This is a genomic window from Thermincola ferriacetica (assembly GCF_001263415.1).
In the GTDB taxonomy this organism is placed as follows: domain Bacteria; phylum Bacillota; class Thermincolia; order Thermincolales; family Thermincolaceae; genus Thermincola; species Thermincola ferriacetica.
In genome coordinates, this window is sequence record NZ_LGTE01000007.1 from 80,291 (window position 1) to 102,076 (window position 21,786).

Sequence of the window (21,786 nt, forward strand, 5' to 3'; positions counted from 1 at the left end):
AACGTAAAACCGGGCAGTTTTATTGAAGCGGCATGGTAATAATGACTTTGGTTCCCTTACCAACGGCACTTTCCACATCAATGGCACCATTATGCTTTTCTATGATCCATTTAGCTATGGATAATCCTAAACCGGCGCCTCCGCTTTCCCTGGTTCTTGATTTGTCACATTTATAAAAACGGTCAAATATATAAGGTAAATCCTCTTCTGGAATACCTATACCGTTATCTTCTATAACAAGTTTTACTCTTTTATCTTTTAAATAACTATTGACACTGATTGTTCCGTTAGGCGGGGTAAATTTAAGGCTGTTGTCCAAAAATATTCTCAAGGCCTGTTTAATAAGACCCCTGTCGGCAATAACATTGACAACTTCATTGGTAGCACAGGTAATTGTGTGTTCGGTATCAATTAATCTGGTTTCCTTAAGCACTTCTTCCACCAATTCGTTTAAAAAGAAAGATGTCTTGACAACGTTTTGCGTATTTTTATCAGCCCGGGCCAAAAACAGTAGTTTTTCCACCAAGTCCTTCATATTATCCGCTTCATTTTTGATGGCGCTTATAGATTCTTCCAGTACTGCTTTATCGTCTTTGCCCCAACGGTTTAACAGGTTTGCATAGCCTTGTATAACTGAAATAGGGGTCCGCAATTCATGGGAAGCGTCAGAAACAAACCGGTTTTGCTGCTCATAAGAAGCCTGAATCCTGTCCAGCATTTCATTAAAGGTTTCGGCCAGTTCCTTAAGTTCGTCATGGGAGTTTACCACATTTAGGCGGGTGTCCAGGTCCTGGGCAGAAATAGATCTGGCGGTGTTTATCATATTATCAATAGGCCTTAGCATTCTTCGAAGGGTCCTTGACCCTACGATTACTGTCAACAGGATAGCCAACATAAAACTCGCCAATATACAAGCCAGTAGTATGGTCATATAAAATACTTCCCTGGCTATAGAGCGCGAAACCTGAAGAAAATAGGGGTTACCCCCTATTTTAACCTCTTTGTTTAAGCTGATTTGATCAAAGTTAACCGTTATTCCGGAAAGATCCCTGGCTTCATTAAAAGTCACATTATCAGGGTCCTGCTCAGTGGTATAAATAACATCCCGTTGACTGTTAAAAATAGTAATACTTACGCCTTCAACATCAGCGTACCGTTTAATCTGTTCTTCAGGTATATCCAGGTTATCATTAATAGAAGCCTTTGTGAACCTGGCGCTTTTATCAAGGGAGCTCTTGGACTCGTGAAAAAGAAATCCGGTAAATGCAGAGACAATTATTAAACTGAAAACGAAAAGTACTGTAGAAAATATTAAGGTGTAGATAGTAGCAGTTTTAAATGTAATAGAGAACTTCAGCCGTTTTCCAATACCCTTAAAAATTTTGCCTAACAAGTAAAAACCAAAGGTGGTAGTTATTTTCAGGCTGTGGACAACTAGGGAGGTTATTAATTTAATGAGCTTTCCAAAGCGTCTTCTATTATTCATCTTTAATTATATAACCTACTCCCCTTACAGTATGGATAAGCTTAGTATTAAACCTGTCATCTATTTTGCTTCGTAAGTACCTTATATACACATCCACCACATTGGTATCACCGTAATAATCGTAACCCCATACCGTTTCCAGAATTTTATCCCTTGTGAGGACCATATTTTTATTTTGAACCAGATAACATAACAGGTCGTATTCTTTTTTCGTAAGGTCCACCGGTTCTTTATTAAAACACACTGAATGCTGTTCCAGGTTTACTTTTAAGTCTCCCGCGGTAATTATATCTCTTTTGTGATTGGCCGGTTTCCTTCTTTTAAGGACCGCCCTGATCCGGGCCAGCAACTCTTCAATAGCAAAAGGTTTGGTCATATAGTCATCGGCGCCGATGTCAAGCCCCATGACCTTATCCGTTACCTCGTCCTTAGCAGTGAGCATTATGACCGGCGTTTCGGAAACCTGCCGTAAACGTCTCAACACCTCCATACCATTGAGAGAGGGAAGCATTACATCCAGAATTATTAAATCAAATTTACCCCCAGTAGCTCTTTCCAGGCCGCTTCTGCCGTCATTCTCCTGTTCAACCATATACCCCTCGTATTTCAGTTCCAATTCCAGAAAACGGGCTATCTTTACTTCGTCCTCAATTATTAATATTTTTTCACCGGCCATGTCCTTCAGTAACTCCTTTAAATCAAGGTAACTTCCTTGTTCAATTATATTTTACATTGCAAAGGGTCAGGTAGCAATGTAAATTAAAATGAGAGCAAAACAACATCTTGCCCTCATTGATAGACAACATATTCAGATTTAATTAATAACCCTTTTAAAAAACTATTTTTCTGTTCCTATTGTAAATTAACTGTTAATGGTTTCAGCCACCTGATTACCCACATTGGTTACGGCTTTTGAAATTTTGTCAATGGTCTTATTGATGCTCGCATCTTCTCCATCAGGTTTAATAAACTTAATCTTGTGATTAGTGACTAATGCGCCTGCAACGCCGAGAACCGCAATAGGCGGCGCAATCACCGTGGTCAAAACAACAGCGTTCACAGGCAGGTCAACCACTGTTTTTTCGGCTTTTTTAACCACAAACTTAGTTTCATTGCCCTTTTTAATGAGTTTACCCGTTGCCTTCAAAAGCTTTTTCGCCGCAGTCCAGTATTTGGATTCGCTTTCCACTGTCTCTACCTTATAAGCCTTTACCTTGTTTTCTTTTTCGAGAGCAATCAGAGCCTCCACAATATCGTTATTGCATTTTTCCAATGCTTCCTTGGCCTCTGCATAGCTAATATTGGCCCTTTCTTTTAACATATCGATTTGTTCCAGACTGACTGACATTTTTTATCCCCTCCAAAAATAAATCATTTACTACGGTTTAAGTATAGATGCGAACAATTATAGAAGGTTTAGAGGAAGATTAAAATTTGATTAGAAAATACCCGGAAGGAAATGGCGAGCCTTTTTCAGGCCAGGAGCATTCTATCGTTTTCAATTTTAGCTCCGCTCGCTTCTTCAAACATCCCCAATAAGTGTTCAATGGTGATATTAGCCCGTTTTTCACCCTTAATGTCAAGAATAACACGTCCCTCATGCATCATTATGGTTCTGTTACCTACACTTAAAGCATGATGTAAATTATGGGTAATCATGAGGGTCGTCAAACGTGGGTTATCGGCAACACGGCAAGTTAAATCCAAAACCTTTTCAGCTGTTTTGGGATCCAAAGCGGCAGTATGTTCATCCAGCAGGAGTAACTTGGGATTCTGTAAAGTAGCCATTAGTAGGGTAAGCGCCTGTCTTTGGCCCCCGGAAAGAAGACTGACCCGAGTCGTTAACCTGTCTTCTAAACCTAACCCCAGTTTCCTTAATTCTTCGCGAAAGAAAGTGCGTTCTTTATAAGAAATGGCTTTGCGCAAACGCAGCCTACTGCCTCTTCGAAGGGCCATAACCATATTTTCTTCGATATTCATTGATCCGGCTGTCCCAAGCATAGGGTCCTGAAAAACACGGCTTATGAATTGGGCCCTTTTATATTGGGGAAGGTTTGTTATGTTTTTGTCTTCAATATAGATTTCTCCACTGTCTATCTCAAAATTACCGGCCACAGCGTTAAGCAGAGTAGATTTACCGGCGCCATTACTTCCAATCACAGTCACAAAGTCCCCGGGGGAAAGTTCCAGATTGACCTGATTCAGCGCTATCTTTTCATTAACTGTACCCTTATTGAATACCTTGGTCACATTATGAATGGTTATCACGGTGCTCCTCCTTTCCGCGGAGACCATAAGCCATTAGCCAAAAACTTGTTCTTCATGCTAGGTGTAACCAGAGCAACTATTACAATAAAAGCTGTTATCAGTTTAAGGTCAGTGGGGGCTAAACCCAACTGCAGAACAATCGCTATTATAATTCTGTAAATAACGCCACCACACACAACAGCAACAATTGTACGGCCCACCGAAGATGTTCCTATCAGTACTTCACCAATAATAACGGAAGCCAGGCCGGCAATAATTATCCCTATCCCCATACTGGCATCCGCAAATTGTTGATACTGGGCCACATAGCTGCCCGCAAAAGCAACCAGGCCATTCGACAAGGCAAGTCCGATAATTTTCATCAGGTCTGTGTTTACTCCCTGACTCTTAATCATCAATTCATTATCACCGGTAGCTCTCAGGGCCAGGCCAAACTCGGTGAGGAGAAAACGGTAAATGATCAAACCGATTATAATAAGGGTTACCAAACATAAAATCAGTGTTGAATAGTTTTCAACATATGGTATTTTTGCAAAATCGGTAATAATGGTTCTGGTGCCGAGGAGAGAAATATTGGGCTGACCCATAACCCTTAAGTTTACAGAGTACAGCGCAGTCATGGTAAGGATACCTGATAATAGTGGAGTAATGTTAAATTTAGTATGCAGCACCCCGGTAAATATTCCGGCCAGACATCCCCCGAAAAAAGCAATAATAACCGATAACCAGGGGTTATACCCACGAAATATTAAAGTAGCTGCAATGGCAGCCCCTAAAGTGAAGCTGCCATCAACAGATAAATCAGCATAATTAAGAACGCGAAAAGTCAAGTAAACCCCGACAACCATAATCGCATACATTAAGCCCAGTTCCAGGGTACCTGACACAACCTGCCAGGACATAAAAACACCTCATTTACATTATACTACTTAATTACCTTTGCGGCTTTGCCGAGCACCTCTTCGGGAATTGTCACCCCAATTTTATCCGCATTTTTTTTGTTGATAACAATGCTGAATTCCTTCTGGCTTTCCACAGGCATATCTTGCGGTTTTTCTCCGTTAATTATTCTTATGGCCATTTCACCGGTCTGTTCGCCAAGCTTTTTGTAGTCAATACCTATTGTCGCCAAAGCACCTTTTTCCACAACACTACTTTCTCCTGAAATTATCGGTATTTTGTTCTGATCAGCAACCTGAACCACCGAATTCGCGGCAGAAACAACCATATTGTCAGTCGGTACATAGATAGCCTGTACCTTACCAACCAAGGACTGTGTCGCCTGCATAACTTCTGCTGTACTTGTCACTGTAGCCTCAGTAACTTCAAGTCCCAAACCGGAAGCAAGCTCTTTAACCTTTTTCACCTGGGTCTGTGAGTTTTGTTCTCCGGCATTGTAAATTACTCCAATATTCTTTGCTCCGGGCACAAGTTGTTTAAGTAATTCAAGCTGTTCTTTGATCGGGTTCATGTCGGTAGTGCCGGTAACGTTAGTACCCGGTTTTTGCAAACTGTTTACAAGCTTAGCGCCCACGGGGTCAGTCACGGCGGTAATCAAAATTGGAATGTCCTTGGTAGCGCCAGCCACCGCCTGAGCTGAAGGAGTAGCAATGGCCAAAATTAAATCAGGTTTTTCCGAAGCCAGTTTTTGAGCGATAGGCTGTAAATTATTCGCGTCGCCCTGAGCATTTTGGTAGTTGACAACCAGATTCTTTCCTTCCTCATAACCGTTTTTCTTAAGGGTCTCCAAAAAGCCTTCCCTGGCAGCATCCAGCGCGGGATGTTCTACAATCTGGATAATCCCCACTTGAAGAGCCTTGCCACTGCCCTTGTCCTTTGTGGCGGCAGGTTGATTGCTGCCACAACCAACAAGTCCAGCCAAAAGCAACAAAACCATACTCAGAGTAATTAATTTCTTCACCTTTTATTCCCTCCGATTCTTTACTATAGAAAAGCTCAGCCTGCCAAAACACAGGTTCCGCTTTTTCCCGGGAACACTGCATATGTAGGTATGGTTTATATAATACATACTCATAAAACTAAAAAACACTCTTGTAGAGTGCCCCAACCTTCCCTACAGTGCTACCGTCCTACGCATTTTTTATTTTCATTTTAAAATTAATTAGCTTAACTGTCAATATTAACGTTTTCTGTGGATTTGAATCAACCTCTGATGAAACAACAAACCCTGGTCTTATTTCATTAGAACCAGGGATTACTGTCACATTTGGTGGAGGTGAGGGGAGTCGAACCCCTGTCCGGAAGAGAACCCACACAAGCTTCTCCGAGCGCAGCCTGGTGATTTAATTTCGCTCCCCAGGCGCCCACCGGCAGGCTCCTGTGAAACTATCTCGATAAATCTCGCCTAACTCCTCCGAGAATTGGAGTTAAGCCAGCTCTGTAGGTTGACCCCTAATCCCTCACCCAGAGCACAGAGGGTTAGAGGTTAGCTGCATTAGGCAGCTAAAGCGTAATTTTCTTCTGCGTTTAATTTTAAGTCCACCGTATTACGGGCTGATGGAACCCCGGCTCGCTACTTGTGCCTATTCATCCCCCGTCGAAACCATTACACCCCCAAGGTTTAATTAATTGACAATTGACAATTGAAAATTGACAATTAATTAATAAAATCGCCTAAAGCAAATTCCCCGCTACTTCTAATGTCAACAATTTGTTTTACAAAAAAATTGTCTCCATAATTGTCAATTGTCAATTCTTAATCATCAATTATCTTTTGTATCAATTGTCTTTTCTTACTTGTTTTGACTATGGAGCTAAGAATTTTGTTTATCTCTCTACAATCATTTAAAATTGTCAAGCCTTCGGTTTCAGAAAGATAGTCAGTTCTTATAAGCAATTCTATCCAGTATTCGCATTCATTTGCTTCTTTTAATGCTATATTCATTTTTGAAATAAAATCTTTTCTACTTTGAGCATTCACAGCTTCCTTAACATTTGCTCCTATGCTTGTTCCCGACCTCAATAACTGTTTCGCTAAAACGTATTCCTTCTTTGAGCTGCACAAATATTGATATAGCTTCACAATACTAACAGCAAACTCAAAGCTTTTCACCATTATTATATTCTCAACCACAAATGAATCTCCACTTCTTTTATAATTGTCAATTATAAAAACTAAATGCCAAACAATTTGTTGCAAACAAATTGTTTCTATAATTGTCAATTGTCCATTGTCAATTGTCAATTAATATTTCTGCCTCTCCCGGAAGGCTTTTTCAATCTCGCGTTTAGCATCGCGAGCGGCCATGTCATCGCGTTTGTCGTAGAGCTTCTTGCCCCTTGCCAGGGCCAAGGCCATTTTTGCCCTGCCGTTTTTAAAGTAAATTTTCAGCGGCACCAGAGTAAGCCCTTTCTGTTTGGTGGCGCCAATAAGTTTGTTGATCTCATGCCTGTGTAAAAGAAGCTTCCGCACCCTGGTAGGTTCGTGGTTAAAACGGTTGCCCTGTTCATAGAGACTTATATGCATATTATGCACAAAAACCTCGCCGTTTCTAACCAGGGCAAAGCTGTCCTTGAGATTGGCCTTACCGGCCCGCAGGGACTTCACTTCCGTGCCCTTTAATTCAATGCCGGCCTCATATATCTCTTCAATATGGTAATCATGCCGGGCTTTGCGGTTCTCTATCTCTTTTACACCAGCCATGAGAATCACCTGTTCAAATAATAACCCCTTTAAGAGACGTATAAACATTATAGCACATTAAAGCCCCCTGTCAAGGGGCAGCCAATCGCGAACATGCGTTTGCAAATGTGCAAAAACATGGTATAATGTTCCAAGGTACAACCAAATAGGCGCAGGGTGGGCGGTCATTACCCCTACGAAAGGGGGTGATGATTATGCGAGTATTCGAAGCATTAACCTTGATGATATCTTTCGCAACATTAGTTGTTTCTATAATCGCTGCTTCACAACGAAAAAAGTAGCCTGCCCTGACAAGTAAGCTACTTTTTTCATGCTTACACTATGACCGCCCACTTCGGCGGTGGTTGTACCAACCGGGTGTCCCCACACCCGGTTCTGATCATTTTATCAAGTATCTACTCTCTATTATACACAAAAAAAGCAAAAAGGCAAGGAAGTACCCATCACCCACTCATAAATCATAAGCTAATAAATATTTTCCAATGATGACTGACCACTGGCCACTACCCATTATATTTCTCCTGGTCCTCTTTCCTAATTTGCGCCCGGCGGATTTTGCCGCTTATGGTCTTGGGCAGTTCTTCAACAAATTCTATTATTCGGGGGTATTTATACGGTGCAGTTACTTTTTTTACATGCTCCTGCAGCTCTTTCTTCAGTTCATCGGACGGTTCGCACCCTTTGGCCAGGACCACCGTAGCTTTGACGACGATGCCGCGGATACTGTCAGGCGCGCCCGTCACGGCACATTCCACAACTGCGGGGTGCTCAATCAGGGCACTTTCCACCTCAAAGGGACTGATGCGGTAGCCAGATGCCTTAATAACGTCGTCGTTTCTCCCCACAAACCAGAAATACCCGTCCTCATCCTTATAGACCACGTCGCCGGTATGGTACATATTGTGGCGCCAGGCTTTGGCATTGGCTTCTTCATCTCCGTAATAACCCTTGAAAAGGCCAACGGGCCTGCCGGAATCACACTTTATAACAAGCTCTCCTTCCACACCGGCGGGGCAGGAATTGCCTTCTTCATCCACTATATCAATGTCATAGGCCGGGTTAGGCTTACCCATAGACCCGGGGCGGGTCTCAAACCATTCAAAATTAGCCACCAAAACAGTGGTTTCTGACTGGCCGAAACCATCGAAAATCCTGAGCCCCGTTTCTCTGTAAAAACGTTCATAAACCTCCGGATTCAGTGGTTCGCCGGCCGTGGAACAGTGTTTTATTGATGTAAGGTCGTAGTTTTTTAGGTTTTCCTGGAGCAAGAACCGGTAAACGGTCGGCGGGGCACAAAAAGTGGTCAGCCGGTACTTTTCCATCTTCTCCAGCAGGGTTTTGGGCACAAACTTGTTCATATCATAAACAAACTGAACTGCCCCGCAAATCCACTGTCCGTACATCTTACCCCAGCCAAACTTGGCCCAGCCGGAATCAGCCACGGTCAGGTGGAGGCCACCGTCTTCTACCCGCTGCCAGTATTTGGCCGTTACAATATGCCCCAGCGGATAGGTAAACGTATGGGCTGCCATTTTCGGCAGACTGGTTGTCCCTGACGTGAAGTATATTATCATAAGGTCGTCATTTTGTGTGTCATTTTCCCCCGTGGGCCTTTCCCATTTCTCGGAAGCCCGCGCAACCTCTTCCTCGAAATTAAGCCATCCTTCCCGGCGGCCATCTACCAATACCAGTTTCTCCAGTGTCGGTGACTGTTCCATGGCTCCTTCTACATGCTCAATTATATCCCGTTGATTGTAGGCCACAATCATTTTTATGTTGGCAGCATTGTTACGGTAAGCAATGTCCTTGGCAGTAAGCTGGAATGTGGCCGGAATGTAAACCGCTCCAATCTTGGCCAGAGCCAGAGCGCAAAAATAAAATTCATAACGGCGGCGCAGAATAAACATGACTTTATCGCCTTTTTCAATACCCTCCGAAGCAAAAAAATTGGCCGTCTTATCAGACCAGTATTTTAAATCCGCAAAAGTAAAGAAACGTTCATTGCCCTTATCATCACACCACACCAGCGCCATTTGCGAAGGTTCGGTTTTCGCGTATTCATCAATTATGTCGTAGGCAAAATTAAAATTCTCCGGTACATTGATTTTAAAATTTGCGCAAAAATCTTCGTATGACGAAAACTCCTTCTGGCTCACATATTTTTCAAGCAGTGACATATTAACTCTCTCCCACTAATTCATCATATTGTAAAATAAAATCCGGTTAAACTTTTTTATAGTATTATCACAGTCAAAAACTTGGCCGGTTTGCCGTCAAGCGCAACCATTTTATGCGGTTTGGCCGGATTGAAATACAAAGCGTCACCCGGATTTAACTCATATTCTTTATCTCCGATAATAACCTTCATCTTCCCTTCCAAACAATAATTAAACTCTTGCCCCTGATGTATTACAAGCTCCGGGTTGTTTTTCGGGTCCAATGTCACAAGGAGGGGCTCAATTTTTCTGTTGGCATATTTATAGGCCAGGTCTTCAAATTCATACTCATCCAGCCGTTCAACACTCAGCCCTTCTCCTTTCTTGACATAGCAAACTTCATGGAGTTTAGGCGAAACACCCGTAAGGATATCAGTTAAATCTACCCCATGTATGTTGGCAATTTCATAAATGATACTTATAGGGATATCGTCTTCCCCATTTTCGTACCTGATATAACTGTCTTTGGAAATACTCAACCATGCAGCCATTTGTTCCTCGGAAAAGCCGGCTAACAGCCTTAACCCTTTGATTCTGTTGGCAACATCTTTCACTTTGTCACGCATTACTCTCCACTCCCTTGCATTTATATTTTGTTTCTAAAAATTGGGCCCTCCGCCGTCCACCAATTCAAAATCCACCTGCCGCTCATCAGGGTTAACCCGTTCAACCCTGACCCTGACCTGATCGCCGATCCGGTATATCTTGCGGGTATGTTGCCCCACCAATCGGTAATTTTCCTCATCGTACTCATAGAAATCGTCCGTCAGGGTGGTTATATGTACCAACCCTTCCACCAGGTTATCCAGTTCTACGAACAGGCCGAAAGAAGTGACACTGGAAATAATACCCTCAAAAACCTGCCCCACCTTATCCAGCATGAATTCTACCTTTTTCAGGTCCGCACTTTCCCGCTCCGCTTCCATGGCGGCCCGTTCCCGTTCAGAAGACTGAACAGCGGCAGCAGGCACAAACTTCTTCAACCGGTCCAGTTCCTTTTGAGGTAAACTGCCACTTTTGAGAATACTTTTAATAATCCGGTGAATCACCAAATCCGGGTACCGGCGGATAGGCGAAGTGAAATGGCAGTAATACTTTGCCGCCAATCCGAAATGGCCCAGGTTCTCTTCGCTGTAACGGGCCTGTTTCATAGTTCTGAGCATTACCGTATTGATGACCCTTTCCTCCGGCCGGCCTTTTACCTGTTCAACAATTTTTTGTAAGGCCCTGGGGTGAATTTTATTAATGCCTTTTAGACCGTAACCGAAGGTAGCCAGAAATTTTTGAAGCTGCACCAGCTTTTCTTCTGCCGGCTCCTCGTGAACCCTGTACACAAAAGGGATTTCCATCCAAAACATGGCCTCGGCCACAGTTTCATTGGCCACCAGCATAAATTCCTCGATAATCCGGTCAGCTATAGACCTTTCCGCCTTCTTTATTTCCAACGGTCTCCCACGGTCGTCAAGGATGACTTTGGCTTCAGGAATATCAAAGTCTATAGCCCCTCTTTTCAACCGGCGCGCCCGCAATATCCGGCAAAGACGCTCCATGTTCTGAAGCATTTGCACCAGGTAATGGTACCGCCTTAATAATTCTTCATCTTTATCGACAAGCATCCTTTTCACATCGGTATAAGTCATCCGTTCGTTGGAATTAATAACGGATTCATAAATTTGATGTCTTCTCACATTTCCTTCTTCATCTATATCCATCATAACAGACAAGGCCAGCCGGTCTACCCGGGGATTCAGGCTGCAGATACCGTTGGAAAGCTTTGGGGGCAGCATGGGTATTACCCTGTCCACCAGGTACACACTGGTAGCTCTCTTGTAAGCCTCCTTATCCAGAGGGGTGCGCAAAGGAACATAATGTCCCACATCAGCAATATGCACTCCCAGTCTGAACAATCCGTCAGGTAGCATTTCCAGGCTGACGGCATCATCAAGGTCTTTGGCATCTTCACCGTCAATAGTTACCATCAGCAGGTTCCGCAAATCTTCCCGGCCCTGCATGTCTTCAGGCCGTACTTCATCGGGTATATCTTTTAATTGCCGCTCCACATCGGGTGGAAACTCCCTGGGCAGTTTATGTTTCCAGATTATTGATTCCATGTCTATGCCCGGCGCGCCCTTGCGGCCTATGATCTGTACAACTTCCCCTTCCGGGTTCATCCTATACTGCGGCCATTGGGTTACGCGAATAACCACTTTGTCGCCTGAACGGGCCCCGTGTTCATTGCCCCTGGCAATGAAAAAATCCTGGCTGATCCGTGTTTCATCGGGAATAACAAAACCAAAGTGCTTCGAACTGGAATATGTCCCCACCACAAGGGTATTGGCCCGTTCCAGTATCCGGATAACCTCACCTTCCCGGCGAACCCCTAAATCGCCTTTACTTGTAATACGGGCGATAACCCGATCGTTATGCATGGCCCCGTTTAAATTGGCCGGACTTACAAAAACATCCTCTTCTCCGGCACGGTCAGGGATGATAAAAGCGAACCCATTCGGATGCCCCTGTATCCGCCCAACCACCAGATTAAGTTTCTCCGGCACCCCGTAACGTAGTTTACGGGTTTGCACGATCTTACCCTGTTTTTCCAGTTCCGCCAACTTTTCAAAAAACTCAGGATTGGGCTCAAGGTTTAAAGCTTTGAGCAGTTCTTCTGCCGTTAGAGGCTTATAAGCAGCCCTCCGCATATGGCTTAATATTAATTCCTCCAGGTCTGTTTCAATTCTATCCAACATATTTCACCCACCTTAATTATACCTGGTATATATGTTACTAATGTCAAATACCCTTATTCTGAAAATAACAGAAAGGGTAGACTAACTCTAATCTACCCTAAAAGCGCCAAAGCCAAACCTTATAACCCCAGCTCATCCCTTATTGCAAGCATGGCCTCCAGAGCCAGTCCGAAAAATTCCTCTAAAGTAAGGCCCAGTTCTGAGCAACTGGCTATCTGCTCCCGATTGGCTCCCCGGGCAAAAGATTTTTCATTAAACCTATTGATCAGGAATGGCACATCAATAGCATCCAGTTTCTTCTCGGGCTTGATTAGCGCTCCGGCTACGATGAGACCCGTTACAGGGTCGGTGGCATAAAGTGCTTTGTCCAGCAAAGTGTTCCGAGGTAAGCCATGGGCGTCATTATGCACCTTCACGGAATAAACCACATCTTCCGGCAGTCCCATTTGCTCAAGTATCTCCGCGCCAACTAGGCTGTGGCGTACAGGATCGTCCTTGGTTTGGTCGTAGTCAATATCATGCAACAGGCCCGCCAGCCCCCATTTTTCCTCATCCTGGCCGAAATGTCTGGCCAGCCTTTGCATAACTGCCTCACAAGCGTACATATGCTTCAGCAAATTATTATTTTTTACATGTTTTTTTAATTCAGTCAAAGCTTCTTCCCTGGTCATTGCCTCCACTCCTTGATAACATTCTAAACCACTATACCAGTTCCCGCTTAAGGATTTTTCCGGTGCTGTTTTTGGGTAAAGCATCTCTGAATTCAACAACTTTAGGCAATTTATAATTAGCCAACCGCTCCTGGCAGTATTTTATCAGCTCCCTTTCAGTGGCTGTCTCCCCCTCTTTTAAGACAACAAAGGCCTTGACAATTTCACCCCGTAAATCGTCAGCCACACCGACCACGGCAGCCTCAGCCACTTTCGGGTTAGTATAAAGGACCTCTTCAATTTCCCGGGGGTAAACGTTTAAACCGCCTACAATTACCAGGTCCTTTTTCCGGTCCATGATAAATATATAGCCTTCCTCATCCATATAGCCAATGTCCCCGCTATGCATCCAGCCGTCTTTTAAAGCTTCGGCCGTGGCTTCCGGCCTGTTCCAGTAACCCTTCATTACGTTGGGTCCCTTAAAACACAGTTCGCCCGGTGTATTCCTGGGCACTTCGTTCCCCTTTTCGTCAACAATTTTAACCTCCACGCCAGGTATAGGGACACCTATCGAGCCGGGTTTCCGTTCTCCGTAGTAAGGGTTGGTAGTACAGACCGGTGAACATTCGGACAGGCCATATCCTTCAAAGATTTGAATACCAAATTTCTCTTTAAACTTCCTGCTCAACTCTACCGGACATGCCGCCCCACCGGAATATGCCAGCCGCAAATGGGCGAAATCCGCCGGGTTTACGTTTGGCACCTGCAGCAGTACACTATACATCGTCGGTACCCCGGCAAAAATTGTTGCTTTTTCCTCCACTATGGTTCTCAAGCTGGTTTGCGGAGAAAAGCTCTCTAATATTATCACCAGCCCGCCGTACGTTAACGGAAGCAGTACACAGGCTGTCCAGGCAAAGGAATGAAACATAGGCAGCACACAGACCGTTGAATCGGGATAACCGGAAGCAGTAGCCTCCTTGGTCGCTGCCGCATTAGCAAGCATATTATGATGGGTAATCATAGCTCCTTTGGGGTTTCCCGTCGTACCTGACGTATACAGAAGCACAGCCACGTCATCGGAGGAAACGGCATAATCCAGGTCTAGGCTGCCACTTTCATTCTTCAGCATTGATTGCATGGAAACCGTTCCCACAGCGGAATAATCCTGCTCCAGATCCTGCACCACTATATACTTCAGGGACACGATCTGCGGCTGCGCCAGCGTAACAAGCGGCATAAACAATGGTGCGGTAATAAGGGCAGAGACCCCGGCATCGTTTAGTTGGTAGATTAACTCTTCTGCTTTAAACATCACGTTAACAGGCACAACTATCGCGCCCAGTTTAACAATGGCAAAATAACTGATTACAAAATATGAACTGTTCAGCATCAGTAACCCAACGCGGTCTCCTTTGCCGATGCCCAGCCTTTTCAAACCATTGGCGACCTTGTTGGCCTGCTCGTCAAGTTCCTTGTATGGCCAGGTCCTGCCTTTGAACTTCAAGGCCGGTCGGTCGGCAAATTCCTTTGCGCCGGCGGTTATCATTTCACCAAGGGTCATCGTCTACCCCTCCCAAAATTTTTTTCACATGGTTATATTATAGCATTTCTTGTCTAACTTGTCCTGCAATTAAAGTCCCTATAGCAAAGAAAGTGGCATTGACGGCCACTTTCCCAGGGACTATTTCTTCAAAATCTCTCTTGAACTATTCCTTCAATGCCCTCTTTAAGATTTTGAGCAATGAAGGCTTTAACCGCTTCCCCTCGCAGGGCATCGGCCACTCCGACAACAGCAGCTTCCGCCACTTTGGGATGGGAATAGATGACCTCTTCAATTTCCCGGGGGTAAACGTTTAAACCCCCGACAATAATGAGGTCCTTTTTCCGGTCCACGATGAAAAGGTAACCTTCTTCATCCATGTACGCAACATCACCTGTGTGCAGCCAACCGTTTTTCAGCTCTTTCCTGATCTGTTTAACCAAAGGAAGAAAAACCGGCGCCACAATCATGGCGAAAGCCTGGGAATCATTTATCAGGTATTTGACTTCTTCCCCTTTAAAAGCTACATTAATGGGCACCACAATATCGCCCAGGCGAGCTACAGCAAAATAACCGATTACAAAATAAGGGCTGTCCAGCATCAGTAAACCTACCCGGTCACCCTTTCGAATACCCAGTTTTCTCAGCCCATTGGCCACCTGGTTAATCTGCTCGTCCAATTCCCGGTAAGTCCATTGCCAGTCTTTGTAGATAAGAGCCGTTTTATCCGGAAATCTATCTTTCGCTCTGCTGATAACCTCTCCCAAAAGCACTGCTTTACCTCCTATTTCTTTCATCAATAATCCTCTGACCGTATGTGAACTCTATTCCTTCCGCTTGCTTATAATTTCTTTCAATTTCTCCGTTTTCCACATTAATGCAAGTATTATAACATGGCAAAATAAAGAAGTCCACAAATAGAAAAATGCCGGCAAAATCCGGCATATGTAATACATACACATTTATTTAATTATGCTCAATGCTAAAGAAGTAATCAAAAATCCTATCGCAAAAGCAGTGGATAATTTGCTCAAAAATTCATCCATCCCTTTTTTCTTACCGAAAATAGCATCAGCTCCACCGGCAATAGCACCCGATAAACCGGCGCTTTTTCCCGACTGCAATAATACAGTTACAATTACACCCAAGGCCAATAAAATATGAACGATAATTACTGCGATTTTCAAAACCTTCACCTCCCGAAGCTTAACATATAGATTTTAACAGATAATTTACTTTCTGTAAAGATACCCACCTGACATTCGGTTTACGTACTGCTCCAGTTTCTATTTTGCCCCCTCTTCTTTTAAAACGTGTGATTTTCTTGGTCTTCAGGGGTGTAAATATAATCCATGGATTGGCCGTTGCCGAAAAGACTAAACACTAATTTTTCGGAATCCCAGAATCTTGTGTGTACCGAATCAGCCACGGAGTTTTCAAATAGTCCAGCCACCATCGTTTTGGAATAGTCCTCCAAGCAATATACGAAAACATAACTCTTATAAGGTGTGTCATTATCGGAAAACAGGTCCAGAGCGGCATATTCACCTTGGGGATCAATTATAATTTGTTCAATGCCAATATTCTTTTTGTTGTTTATCCCGGTGATTTTATCTACCAGTTTAAATTTTTTATCTTTTAAATTATAACTTAGCAGTTGCACTGCAGCATACTGACCCTTGTCCTGCAAAACCTGCATGGTAAATAATAAAGTGTCCTTTGCCTGGTTATAGGCCATTGGCCCAAACCTGTAACGGCCTTGGGGTACAAATTCATGGGGTATATCACTGGCCCTGAATAAAACCTCGCTCTTTTCATCTCTGCTCATTTTAACTTCCCCGGGGTGGTCCATAGCCATAATATCTATGCTTTTCAGTTCTTTAATACCGTCAATAATAAACCCATTGTCCCCGGGTATCAAATAAAACCTTGCTTGAACAATACTGTAATAGGGGTTGGCAGTATATGCCCAATATATCTCTGCGTCAACGTATTCCTTGCCCTTTTCTTTGCCGCCAGATATTATCTTATAACCTACCTGGTGAGGATTGGATATGGTTAAGAACGGTGGAGGATTCTTCATGATACTTTTGGCATAATCATCATCCCTTACAATTAACGCCTGAACAAACCTCTTCACCGTATCTTCCGCTGTCATTTTCTCAGTGGTAAAATCAATTTTCATCAGTTTTAATCCGGCTCCGGACTCAAGGTTAGCATTTTTCAGAGCATAAAGACTTTTCGAATCACTGCTCCAAACTGGAGCATAGTAACTATACATTCCGCTTACAGTCAGGCTCCGGATAGTATCGGAGGGTTTTAGACTATCTAGCCACCGTTCTTCAACATCCCGGTTAGGGAAGTTTGCCGTGACCCTCCTTTTTGTGTGCATTCCTCCCGTATCGGCAATCCATATATTCTCGATGCTCCGGTTAATTTCAGCATTGTTGTTTAACCTTTGGACTTTTTTCTCAGCCTTGACATAAGCCACATAATTGCCGTCAGGGGAAACAGAAGGAAACCGGCCTTCATCGATAACTCTCTCTGAACCGTCCTGCAAGTCCTTCAATATTACTTTGTTCTTCTTTTCTATAACAATACGGCTGCTGTCTTTTACCCAGGACGCATGTGCGCCTTCAGTGAGTTTTCTGGATTTATGCGTTTCCAAATCTAACTCATATATTCCGGATTCCTGAACGGTAAACCCGTGTGAATCGGGTCCGTGCCAAGCCAAAACCTTTTTTGTATAAATCACCCGTCGGCCGTCAGGGGACCAGGAAGGCTCCTCGTAGAAAACAGTCATCTGATCACCTTTAAGCAACATTTCCTTTTTTTTACTGACTAAGTCGTAAATCATTACATTCCCGTCAGATAAAAGAATTTTTTTCCCATCGGGTGAAACTCTGATAAACCCTGTTTTATTATCAATAACCCGGTGAAAGCCTTTTTTGTTATAGGCAAATATCCCCTTCTCCGCCAGAGCGAGATAAACAGTTCCCCGGTATTCCGTTAGTCCTATTATAGACCCCCGGCCCATCTCAACAAAAGATATTTGGTTTAAAATTTTTAATGATGCGGCATTGGCCTGTTCCATAATGTTTTCCGGTGAGGTCATATAAACGAAAAAGGCGATGCAGGCAGCCGCAACGGCCGCAACAAAAGGCAACCTTTTTAGCCAAGAAAACCTCTGTTTATTGACGAAGGAGCCACGCAGCCGCCGCTTTAGGGTTTCGTTAACGGGCAATTCTTTCTTCAGTTCCCGCAAGGCTTTGTCTAACCTCTGATCATCCATAAATTATCCCTCCATACAAACCTTAACTAACGCCTTTAATTTTTCTTTTACCCTCATAAATTTCAGTTTGACGGCGTTCTCTGTTTTGCCTGTCAATTGCCCGATTTCCCAATATTTTAACTCGGCAAAATACCTCAGGTTAATCAATTCCAGCTCCTCTTTTGTCAGGGCACCAAGAGACTTTTTCAGGCAGTTAACTTCATCTTGCTTTTCCAGTTCTTCTTCAAAACAGTAAAGATAGGTATACCGTTCCATATCCTCGCCCACTGTGATGTCTTTCTTCTTACGGTAGTGGTCAATCACTGTGTTACGTGCAATGGTGAATAACCAGGCTTTGTGGCTTCCCGTGACGGAAGGGAACTTTTCGAAAGCCTTCAGGAACACTGCGCTTACCAAATCATCGGTATCCCATTGATTACCTGTTTTGAAATAAATATACCTGTAGACATCGTCAAAATACAAGTCGTAAAAACTTAGAAAATCCATGGCTCCCGGGAAGCCTCCTTTCACCTGTTAAGACGAATATGTCTGCCAAAGGTTTCAGATTTTTTCAAGTGACCATTGTCCAATAGTGGTCCGTAGTCAGAAAAACATAAAAAAACACGGCAATGCCCCAATACACATTTTAAAAACCGGTACAATTCAATTGTACTAAATGTATGTGTATCAGGGGATGCCGCGATTTTAATTTTTTTACTGTTCACTGACCACTACTATTTTATTCATGCCTTAATGCCTCGATTGGGTCTAATCTGGCTGCCTTGCTGGCCGGATAAAGCCCAAAGAAAATGCCTACCGCGCTTGAGAAAATAAAGGCAATGGCAATAGTTCCCCAGGACACCAGGGGCGGCCATTTAGCAAACCGGGCAATCATATATGCCCCACCAACACCAATCGCGGCGCCGAATACTCCTCCAATCAGACAGATGACCACGGCTTCAATGAGGAACTGTACCATGATATCTTTACGCCGGGCGCCCAGAGCTTTCCTGATGCCAATTTCTCTGGTCCGTTCGGTAACAGAAACCAGCATGATGTTCATAACCCCTATCCCCCCCACAAAGAGAGAAATGCCCGCTATGGCCCCTACAATCAGGGTCATGATGCCGGTTACTTTGTTTATCATCTGCATCTCCTGTTCCATGGTCATAGTCCTATACCGGTCTTTGTTATTATGGCGCCGTTCCAGAATTTTTACCGCCTGCTGCATAGACTCCTCCAACCGGTCCCGGGAAGCAGCCTGAGCTTCAAAGCCCATTAAAGCCTTTTCGTTAAAAAGGTTCTGCCAGGTGGAAGCGGGAATAAAAGCTGTCTTCAAGCCACCAAGCCCGGCCAGCACACTTTCTGCAGATTTGGAAACCCCAATTACGGTAAAAGGTTTACTTTTCACAAGGACCTTTTTCCCTATAGGGTTCTCCCGGCCAAAAATCTCATCAGCCAACTTCTCTTCAATTACTATGACGGCCCTGTTGCTCTTGGCATCGTGATTGGAGAAAAAGGTTCCGGCCACAAGTTCGATATTGCGCATGAACTTGAAATCTCCGGTTACCCCCTGAACACTGGCCATTTTTTTCCCTTTCGTTCCCTTAACCTGGGCCGCTCCGCTCTGCATGGTAGACATGCCTTTTATGCCCGGCACCAGTTTCTTGATTAAATCGATGTCATCCAGGGAAAAATCCCTGGGTGTGGCCGGGTCGTCATCTGAAAAATCGATATATATAGCAAAAAGGTTGGAACCGACCTTGGATATTTCACTCATCAGCAAGGCCTGACCCCCGCGGCCAATGGCCACTACTGCGATAACTGCCGCAATGCCTATGACAATACCGAGCATGGTTAGAGAAGACCGGAGTTTGTTAGTCCAAAGCCCTTCGAGAGCAATTTTAACAGCTTCCAGTAAATTCAAAGGCCGTTCACCTCCGGCGGGCCCAACCTCCAGAGATATTTGACAGCGCTGATAGGGTCACTGATGGATTCATCTTTAATTATCCTGCCGTCCCGGAAATACAGGACCCTGTTCGTATGCTCGGCTATTTCCCGCTCGTGGGTAACTATAAGAATGGTAGCTCCTTCCCGGTTGAGTTCCTGGAAGATAGCCATAATTTCCTCACTGGACCGGGTATCCAGGTTGCCGGTCGGTTCATCGGCAAGAATAATGGCCGGTTTGTTAACCAAAGCCCGCGCTATGGCAACCCTTTGTTTCTGTCCACCGGAAAGTTCGTTGGGCCGGTGATGCCCCCTATCCTGCAGCCCAACCCTTTTTAATGCCCATTCGGCCCGTTCCTTTCTCTGCGCCGCCGGAACTCCGGCGTACAACATAGGCAGTTCCACGTTGCGAAAAGCCGTTAACCGGGGCAAAAGGTTAAAATTCTGAAAAACAAAACCTATCTTTCGGTTGCGGATGGCCGACAGCGCGCCGTCTTCCATCCCGGCTATTTCCTGCCCGTCGAGGAGGTAGGAGCCGCTGCTGGGCTTGTCAAGGCAGCCGAGAATATTCATCAACGTGGACTTCCCGGAACCCGAAGGTCCCATAATAGCTACAAATTCGCCGGGTTTAACTTCCATGGAAACATCCCGCAGCGCGTGTACGGAAATCTGCCCCGTCCGGTAAACTTTGTTTAACGCCTCTATTTTAATCATTGGTCTTCTCCTTTGCTGCCGAAGCCGTATTTTCCCGGACATCTACGACATCTTTATCCTTTAAGTTTTCCGGCGGGTTAACCACTATACTGTCTCCCGGACGCAAACCCTTTTTAACATGGAGGTAAAGCTCGTTCCCCACGCCTGTTTCCACCTTCCTCAGGCTTACGCGGTGATTATCATTGATGACGAAAACAAACCTGTTGTGCCCTTTTTCTATAATCGCTTCGTAAGGTATTACGGTTACTCCTTTCAGACTGGCCGTAGTTATATTCAGGTCAACACTGTAACCGGGTTTAAGTTTGCTGTCAAACTCGGTAATCTCTACCGTAATTTCCACATTGGTCTGTTCCGCCTGGTCTTTAAGTTTGGTAACGGCTACCGGGGACACCATGGCAACTTTACCTTTGTATACCGCCCCTTCCGCAGCGGCAGCTGTTATGGTCACCGGCTGTCCCACTCGCAGGTTGCCGCTGTCCGACTCACTTACTTCTGATTTTACTATTAACCGCTGCGGGTTGCCGATACTTATTAACGGAGCGCCGATTGCGGCATAGCTCCCTTCTTCCACGTCCACGGAAAGTACAATACCATCCATCCCGGCTCTGACACTGGCTTTGGCAATCAAATCTTCGGTCAGCTCAACAGCTACTTTGGCCTGCTGGACCTGGGCTTCCAACGCCGCCAATTCCGGACCGCTTTCCCCGGCCAAATCCATTTCCAGGCGTTTCTGGGCAGAACGGTATTCCGCCTCGGCCGTCACATAATTCAATTTGGCATTTTCCAGGCTTTCTTGGGAGACAGCGCCCGCCTGAAAAAGTTGGTTGGTCCGCTCAAAAGCGGCCCTGGCATTTTGAAAAGCTGTTTCTGCCTTTTTTAAATTGGCCCTGTCCTGTTCTATCACCTGGGACCTGGCGCCTGACCTGGCCTTGGCCAGGTTGGCTTCCTGAACCCGCAGGTTAGCCTGGTCCTGTTTCAGTTGCCGTTCCAACTGGGCAGTATCCAGTTGCATCAACAACTGGCCCGCTTTAACTCTGTCACCTGTTGACACGTATATCTTGGTCACAGTGGCGGCAACCTGGGCAGTATACTCCTGTTTATCCTGAACTTCTACCTTGCCACTGGCCAGGACTACCTGTTCCAGGTTTTTCTTTTTTACCTGAAAGGCTTCTACCGGAATTCCCTTTTCGCCGGAGTTTTTGTAAATATTTACCCCTATGATAAGCAAAACCAGTGCCGCCATGGCTGCACCGATAATAATTTTCTTTTTGCGTTCCAAA

The 21,786-nt window shown here is 44.6% G+C and carries 20 protein-coding genes, 1 other RNA gene and 2 pseudogenes; 1 reads left to right on the forward strand and 22 read right to left on the reverse strand.

Translation table 11 applies throughout. From position 1 onward, the window contains the following. Positions 1 to 19: 19 nt before the first annotated feature. The 9 genes from Tfer_RS16885 to smpB all read right to left on the reverse strand — a co-directional run bounded on the left by Tfer_RS16885 (position 20) and on the right by smpB (position 7,418). Complete coding sequence (locus Tfer_RS16885) at positions 20 to 1,486, reverse strand: sensor histidine kinase (RefSeq protein ID WP_052217426.1); 1,467 nt, start codon at positions 1,484 to 1,486, stop codon at positions 20 to 22. Further along, the gene (locus Tfer_RS06550) at positions 1,479 to 2,162 is read right to left on the reverse strand and encodes a response regulator transcription factor (protein ID WP_052217428.1); all 684 of its coding nucleotides are present in this window, start codon (positions 2,160 to 2,162) and stop codon (positions 1,479 to 1,481) included. The genes Tfer_RS16885 and Tfer_RS06550 overlap by 8 nt, the downstream gene beginning before the upstream one ends. Positions 2,163 to 2,348: 186 nt before the next feature. Then, positions 2,349 to 2,834: a DUF4342 domain-containing protein gene (locus tag Tfer_RS06555; RefSeq protein WP_052217429.1), complete on the reverse strand. Its 486-nt coding sequence runs from the start codon at positions 2,832 to 2,834 to the stop codon at positions 2,349 to 2,351. 125 nt (positions 2,835 to 2,959) lie between these two features. Further along, positions 2,960 to 3,781, reverse strand: a complete 822-nt coding sequence (locus tag Tfer_RS06560; protein WP_427916555.1) for an ABC transporter ATP-binding protein — start codon at positions 3,779 to 3,781, stop codon at positions 2,960 to 2,962. Continuing rightward, a complete protein-coding gene (locus Tfer_RS06565; RefSeq protein WP_052217431.1) occupies positions 3,751 to 4,656 on the reverse strand; it encodes an ABC transporter permease in 906 nt (301 codons plus the stop codon). The genes Tfer_RS06560 and Tfer_RS06565 overlap by 31 nt, the downstream gene beginning before the upstream one ends. Before the next feature lie 23 nt (positions 4,657 to 4,679). Further along, complete coding sequence (locus Tfer_RS06570) at positions 4,680 to 5,675, reverse strand: ABC transporter substrate-binding protein (RefSeq protein WP_200901015.1); 996 nt, start codon at positions 5,673 to 5,675, stop codon at positions 4,680 to 4,682. 307 nt (positions 5,676 to 5,982) lie between these two features. Beyond that, positions 5,983 to 6,330: a transfer-messenger RNA gene (gene ssrA, locus Tfer_RS15955) on the reverse strand. A 140-nt stretch (positions 6,331 to 6,470) separates the two neighbouring features. After that, complete coding sequence (locus Tfer_RS06575) at positions 6,471 to 6,830, reverse strand: four helix bundle protein (protein WP_083436827.1); 360 nt, start codon at positions 6,828 to 6,830, stop codon at positions 6,471 to 6,473. 129 nt (positions 6,831 to 6,959) lie between these two features. Next, positions 6,960 to 7,418, reverse strand: coding sequence for an SsrA-binding protein SmpB (gene smpB / locus Tfer_RS06580; RefSeq protein ID WP_052217512.1), 459 nt, complete (start codon positions 7,416 to 7,418; stop codon positions 6,960 to 6,962). A gap of 194 nt (positions 7,419 to 7,612) precedes the next feature. Between smpB and Tfer_RS17285 the strand changes: the two genes are divergently transcribed. Beyond that, positions 7,613 to 7,699 (forward strand): putative holin-like toxin, encoded by an 87-nt coding sequence (locus Tfer_RS17285; protein WP_427916556.1) that lies wholly within the window; start codon positions 7,613 to 7,615, stop codon positions 7,697 to 7,699. A 222-nt stretch (positions 7,700 to 7,921) separates the two neighbouring features. Here the strand turns inward: Tfer_RS17285 and Tfer_RS06585 are convergent, their stop codons facing one another. The 13 genes and pseudogenes from Tfer_RS06585 to Tfer_RS06640 all read right to left on the reverse strand — a co-directional run bounded on the left by Tfer_RS06585 (position 7,922) and on the right by Tfer_RS06640 (position 21,785). Further along, a complete protein-coding gene (locus Tfer_RS06585; RefSeq protein WP_052217433.1) occupies positions 7,922 to 9,595 on the reverse strand; it encodes an AMP-binding protein in 1,674 nt (557 codons plus the stop codon). Positions 9,596 to 9,651: 56 nt separating this feature from the next. Then, positions 9,652 to 10,200: a helix-turn-helix domain-containing protein gene (locus Tfer_RS06590; RefSeq protein ID WP_052217436.1), complete on the reverse strand. Its 549-nt coding sequence runs from the start codon at positions 10,198 to 10,200 to the stop codon at positions 9,652 to 9,654. 33 nt (positions 10,201 to 10,233) lie between these two features. Continuing rightward, a complete protein-coding gene (gene rnr, locus Tfer_RS06595) occupies positions 10,234 to 12,381 on the reverse strand; it encodes a ribonuclease R (RefSeq protein WP_052217438.1) in 2,148 nt (715 codons plus the stop codon). Between the two features lie 119 nt (positions 12,382 to 12,500). Next, entirely contained in the window at positions 12,501 to 13,052 is a 552-nt protein-coding gene (locus Tfer_RS06600) for an HDIG domain-containing metalloprotein (protein ID WP_052217441.1), read from the reverse strand. Positions 13,053 to 13,083: 31 nt separating this feature from the next. Further along, positions 13,084 to 14,595 carry a long-chain-fatty-acid--CoA ligase gene (locus Tfer_RS06605; RefSeq protein WP_052217444.1) on the reverse strand — a complete coding sequence of 504 codons (1,512 nt, stop codon included), beginning with the start codon at positions 14,593 to 14,595 and terminating at the stop codon, positions 13,084 to 13,086. A gap of 155 nt (positions 14,596 to 14,750) precedes the next feature. Next, positions 14,751 to 14,993 (reverse strand): annotated as a pseudogene (locus tag Tfer_RS16890) (AMP-binding enzyme); the annotation flags it as partial. A gap of 36 nt (positions 14,994 to 15,029) precedes the next feature. Further along, positions 15,030 to 15,371: pseudogene (locus Tfer_RS16895) on the reverse strand (AMP-binding protein); the annotation flags it as partial. A 165-nt stretch (positions 15,372 to 15,536) separates the two neighbouring features. Beyond that, complete coding sequence (gene secG, locus Tfer_RS06615) at positions 15,537 to 15,761, reverse strand: preprotein translocase subunit SecG (RefSeq protein WP_052217448.1); 225 nt, start codon at positions 15,759 to 15,761, stop codon at positions 15,537 to 15,539. A 119-nt stretch (positions 15,762 to 15,880) separates the two neighbouring features. Further along, complete coding sequence (locus Tfer_RS06620) at positions 15,881 to 17,866, reverse strand: PD40 domain-containing protein (RefSeq protein WP_052217450.1); 1,986 nt, start codon at positions 17,864 to 17,866, stop codon at positions 15,881 to 15,883. Positions 17,867 to 17,869: 3 nt separating this feature from the next. After that, complete coding sequence (locus Tfer_RS06625) at positions 17,870 to 18,352, reverse strand: RNA polymerase sigma factor (protein ID WP_052217451.1); 483 nt, start codon at positions 18,350 to 18,352, stop codon at positions 17,870 to 17,872. Between the two features lie 232 nt (positions 18,353 to 18,584). Beyond that, positions 18,585 to 19,772, reverse strand: coding sequence for an ABC transporter permease (locus Tfer_RS06630; protein WP_052217453.1), 1,188 nt, complete (start codon positions 19,770 to 19,772; stop codon positions 18,585 to 18,587). Continuing rightward, complete coding sequence (locus Tfer_RS06635; protein WP_052217455.1) at positions 19,769 to 20,506, reverse strand: ABC transporter ATP-binding protein; 738 nt, start codon at positions 20,504 to 20,506, stop codon at positions 19,769 to 19,771. The genes Tfer_RS06630 and Tfer_RS06635 overlap by 4 nt, the downstream gene beginning before the upstream one ends. Beyond that, entirely contained in the window at positions 20,499 to 21,785 is a 1,287-nt protein-coding gene (locus Tfer_RS06640; protein ID WP_052217457.1) for an efflux RND transporter periplasmic adaptor subunit, read from the reverse strand. Before Tfer_RS06640 ends, Tfer_RS06635 begins: the two co-directional genes overlap by 8 nt. Position 21,786: the final 1 nt, after the last annotated feature.

Coding starts and splice junctions, on each gene's coding strand:
- Tfer_RS16885 (WP_052217426.1), bottom strand. CDS start 1,486: ATGAATAATAGAAGACGCTTTGGAAAGCTCATTAAATTAATAACCTCC.
- Tfer_RS06550 (WP_052217428.1), bottom strand. CDS start 2,162: ATGGCCGGTGAAAAAATATTAATAATTGAGGACGAAGTAAAGATAGCC.
- Tfer_RS06555 (WP_052217429.1), bottom strand. CDS start 2,834: ATGTCAGTCAGTCTGGAACAAATCGATATGTTAAAAGAAAGGGCCAAT.
- Tfer_RS06560 (WP_427916555.1), bottom strand. CDS start 3,781: ATGGTCTCCGCGGAAAGGAGGAGCACCGTGATAACCATTCATAATGTG.
- Tfer_RS06565 (WP_052217431.1), bottom strand. CDS start 4,656: ATGTCCTGGCAGGTTGTGTCAGGTACCCTGGAACTGGGCTTAATGTAT.
- Tfer_RS06575 (WP_083436827.1), bottom strand. CDS start 6,830: ATGGTGAAAAGCTTTGAGTTTGCTGTTAGTATTGTGAAGCTATATCAA.
- smpB (WP_052217512.1), bottom strand. CDS start 7,418: ATGGCTGGTGTAAAAGAGATAGAGAACCGCAAAGCCCGGCATGATTAC.
- Tfer_RS17285 (WP_427916556.1), top strand. CDS start 7,613: ATGCGAGTATTCGAAGCATTAACCTTGATGATATCTTTCGCAACATTA.
- Tfer_RS06585 (WP_052217433.1), bottom strand. CDS start 9,595: ATGTCACTGCTTGAAAAATATGTGAGCCAGAAGGAGTTTTCGTCATAC.
- Tfer_RS06590 (WP_052217436.1), bottom strand. CDS start 10,200: ATGCGTGACAAAGTGAAAGATGTTGCCAACAGAATCAAAGGGTTAAGG.
- rnr (WP_052217438.1), bottom strand. CDS start 12,381: ATGTTGGATAGAATTGAAACAGACCTGGAGGAATTAATATTAAGCCAT.
- Tfer_RS06600 (WP_052217441.1), bottom strand. CDS start 13,052: ATGACCAGGGAAGAAGCTTTGACTGAATTAAAAAAACATGTAAAAAAT.
- Tfer_RS06605 (WP_052217444.1), bottom strand. CDS start 14,595: ATGACCCTTGGTGAAATGATAACCGCCGGCGCAAAGGAATTTGCCGAC.
- Tfer_RS06620 (WP_052217450.1), bottom strand. CDS start 17,866: ATGGATGATCAGAGGTTAGACAAAGCCTTGCGGGAACTGAAGAAAGAA.
- Tfer_RS06625 (WP_052217451.1), bottom strand. CDS start 18,352: ATGGATTTTCTAAGTTTTTACGACTTGTATTTTGACGATGTCTACAGG.
- Tfer_RS06635 (WP_052217455.1), bottom strand. CDS start 20,506: ATGATTAAAATAGAGGCGTTAAACAAAGTTTACCGGACGGGGCAGATT.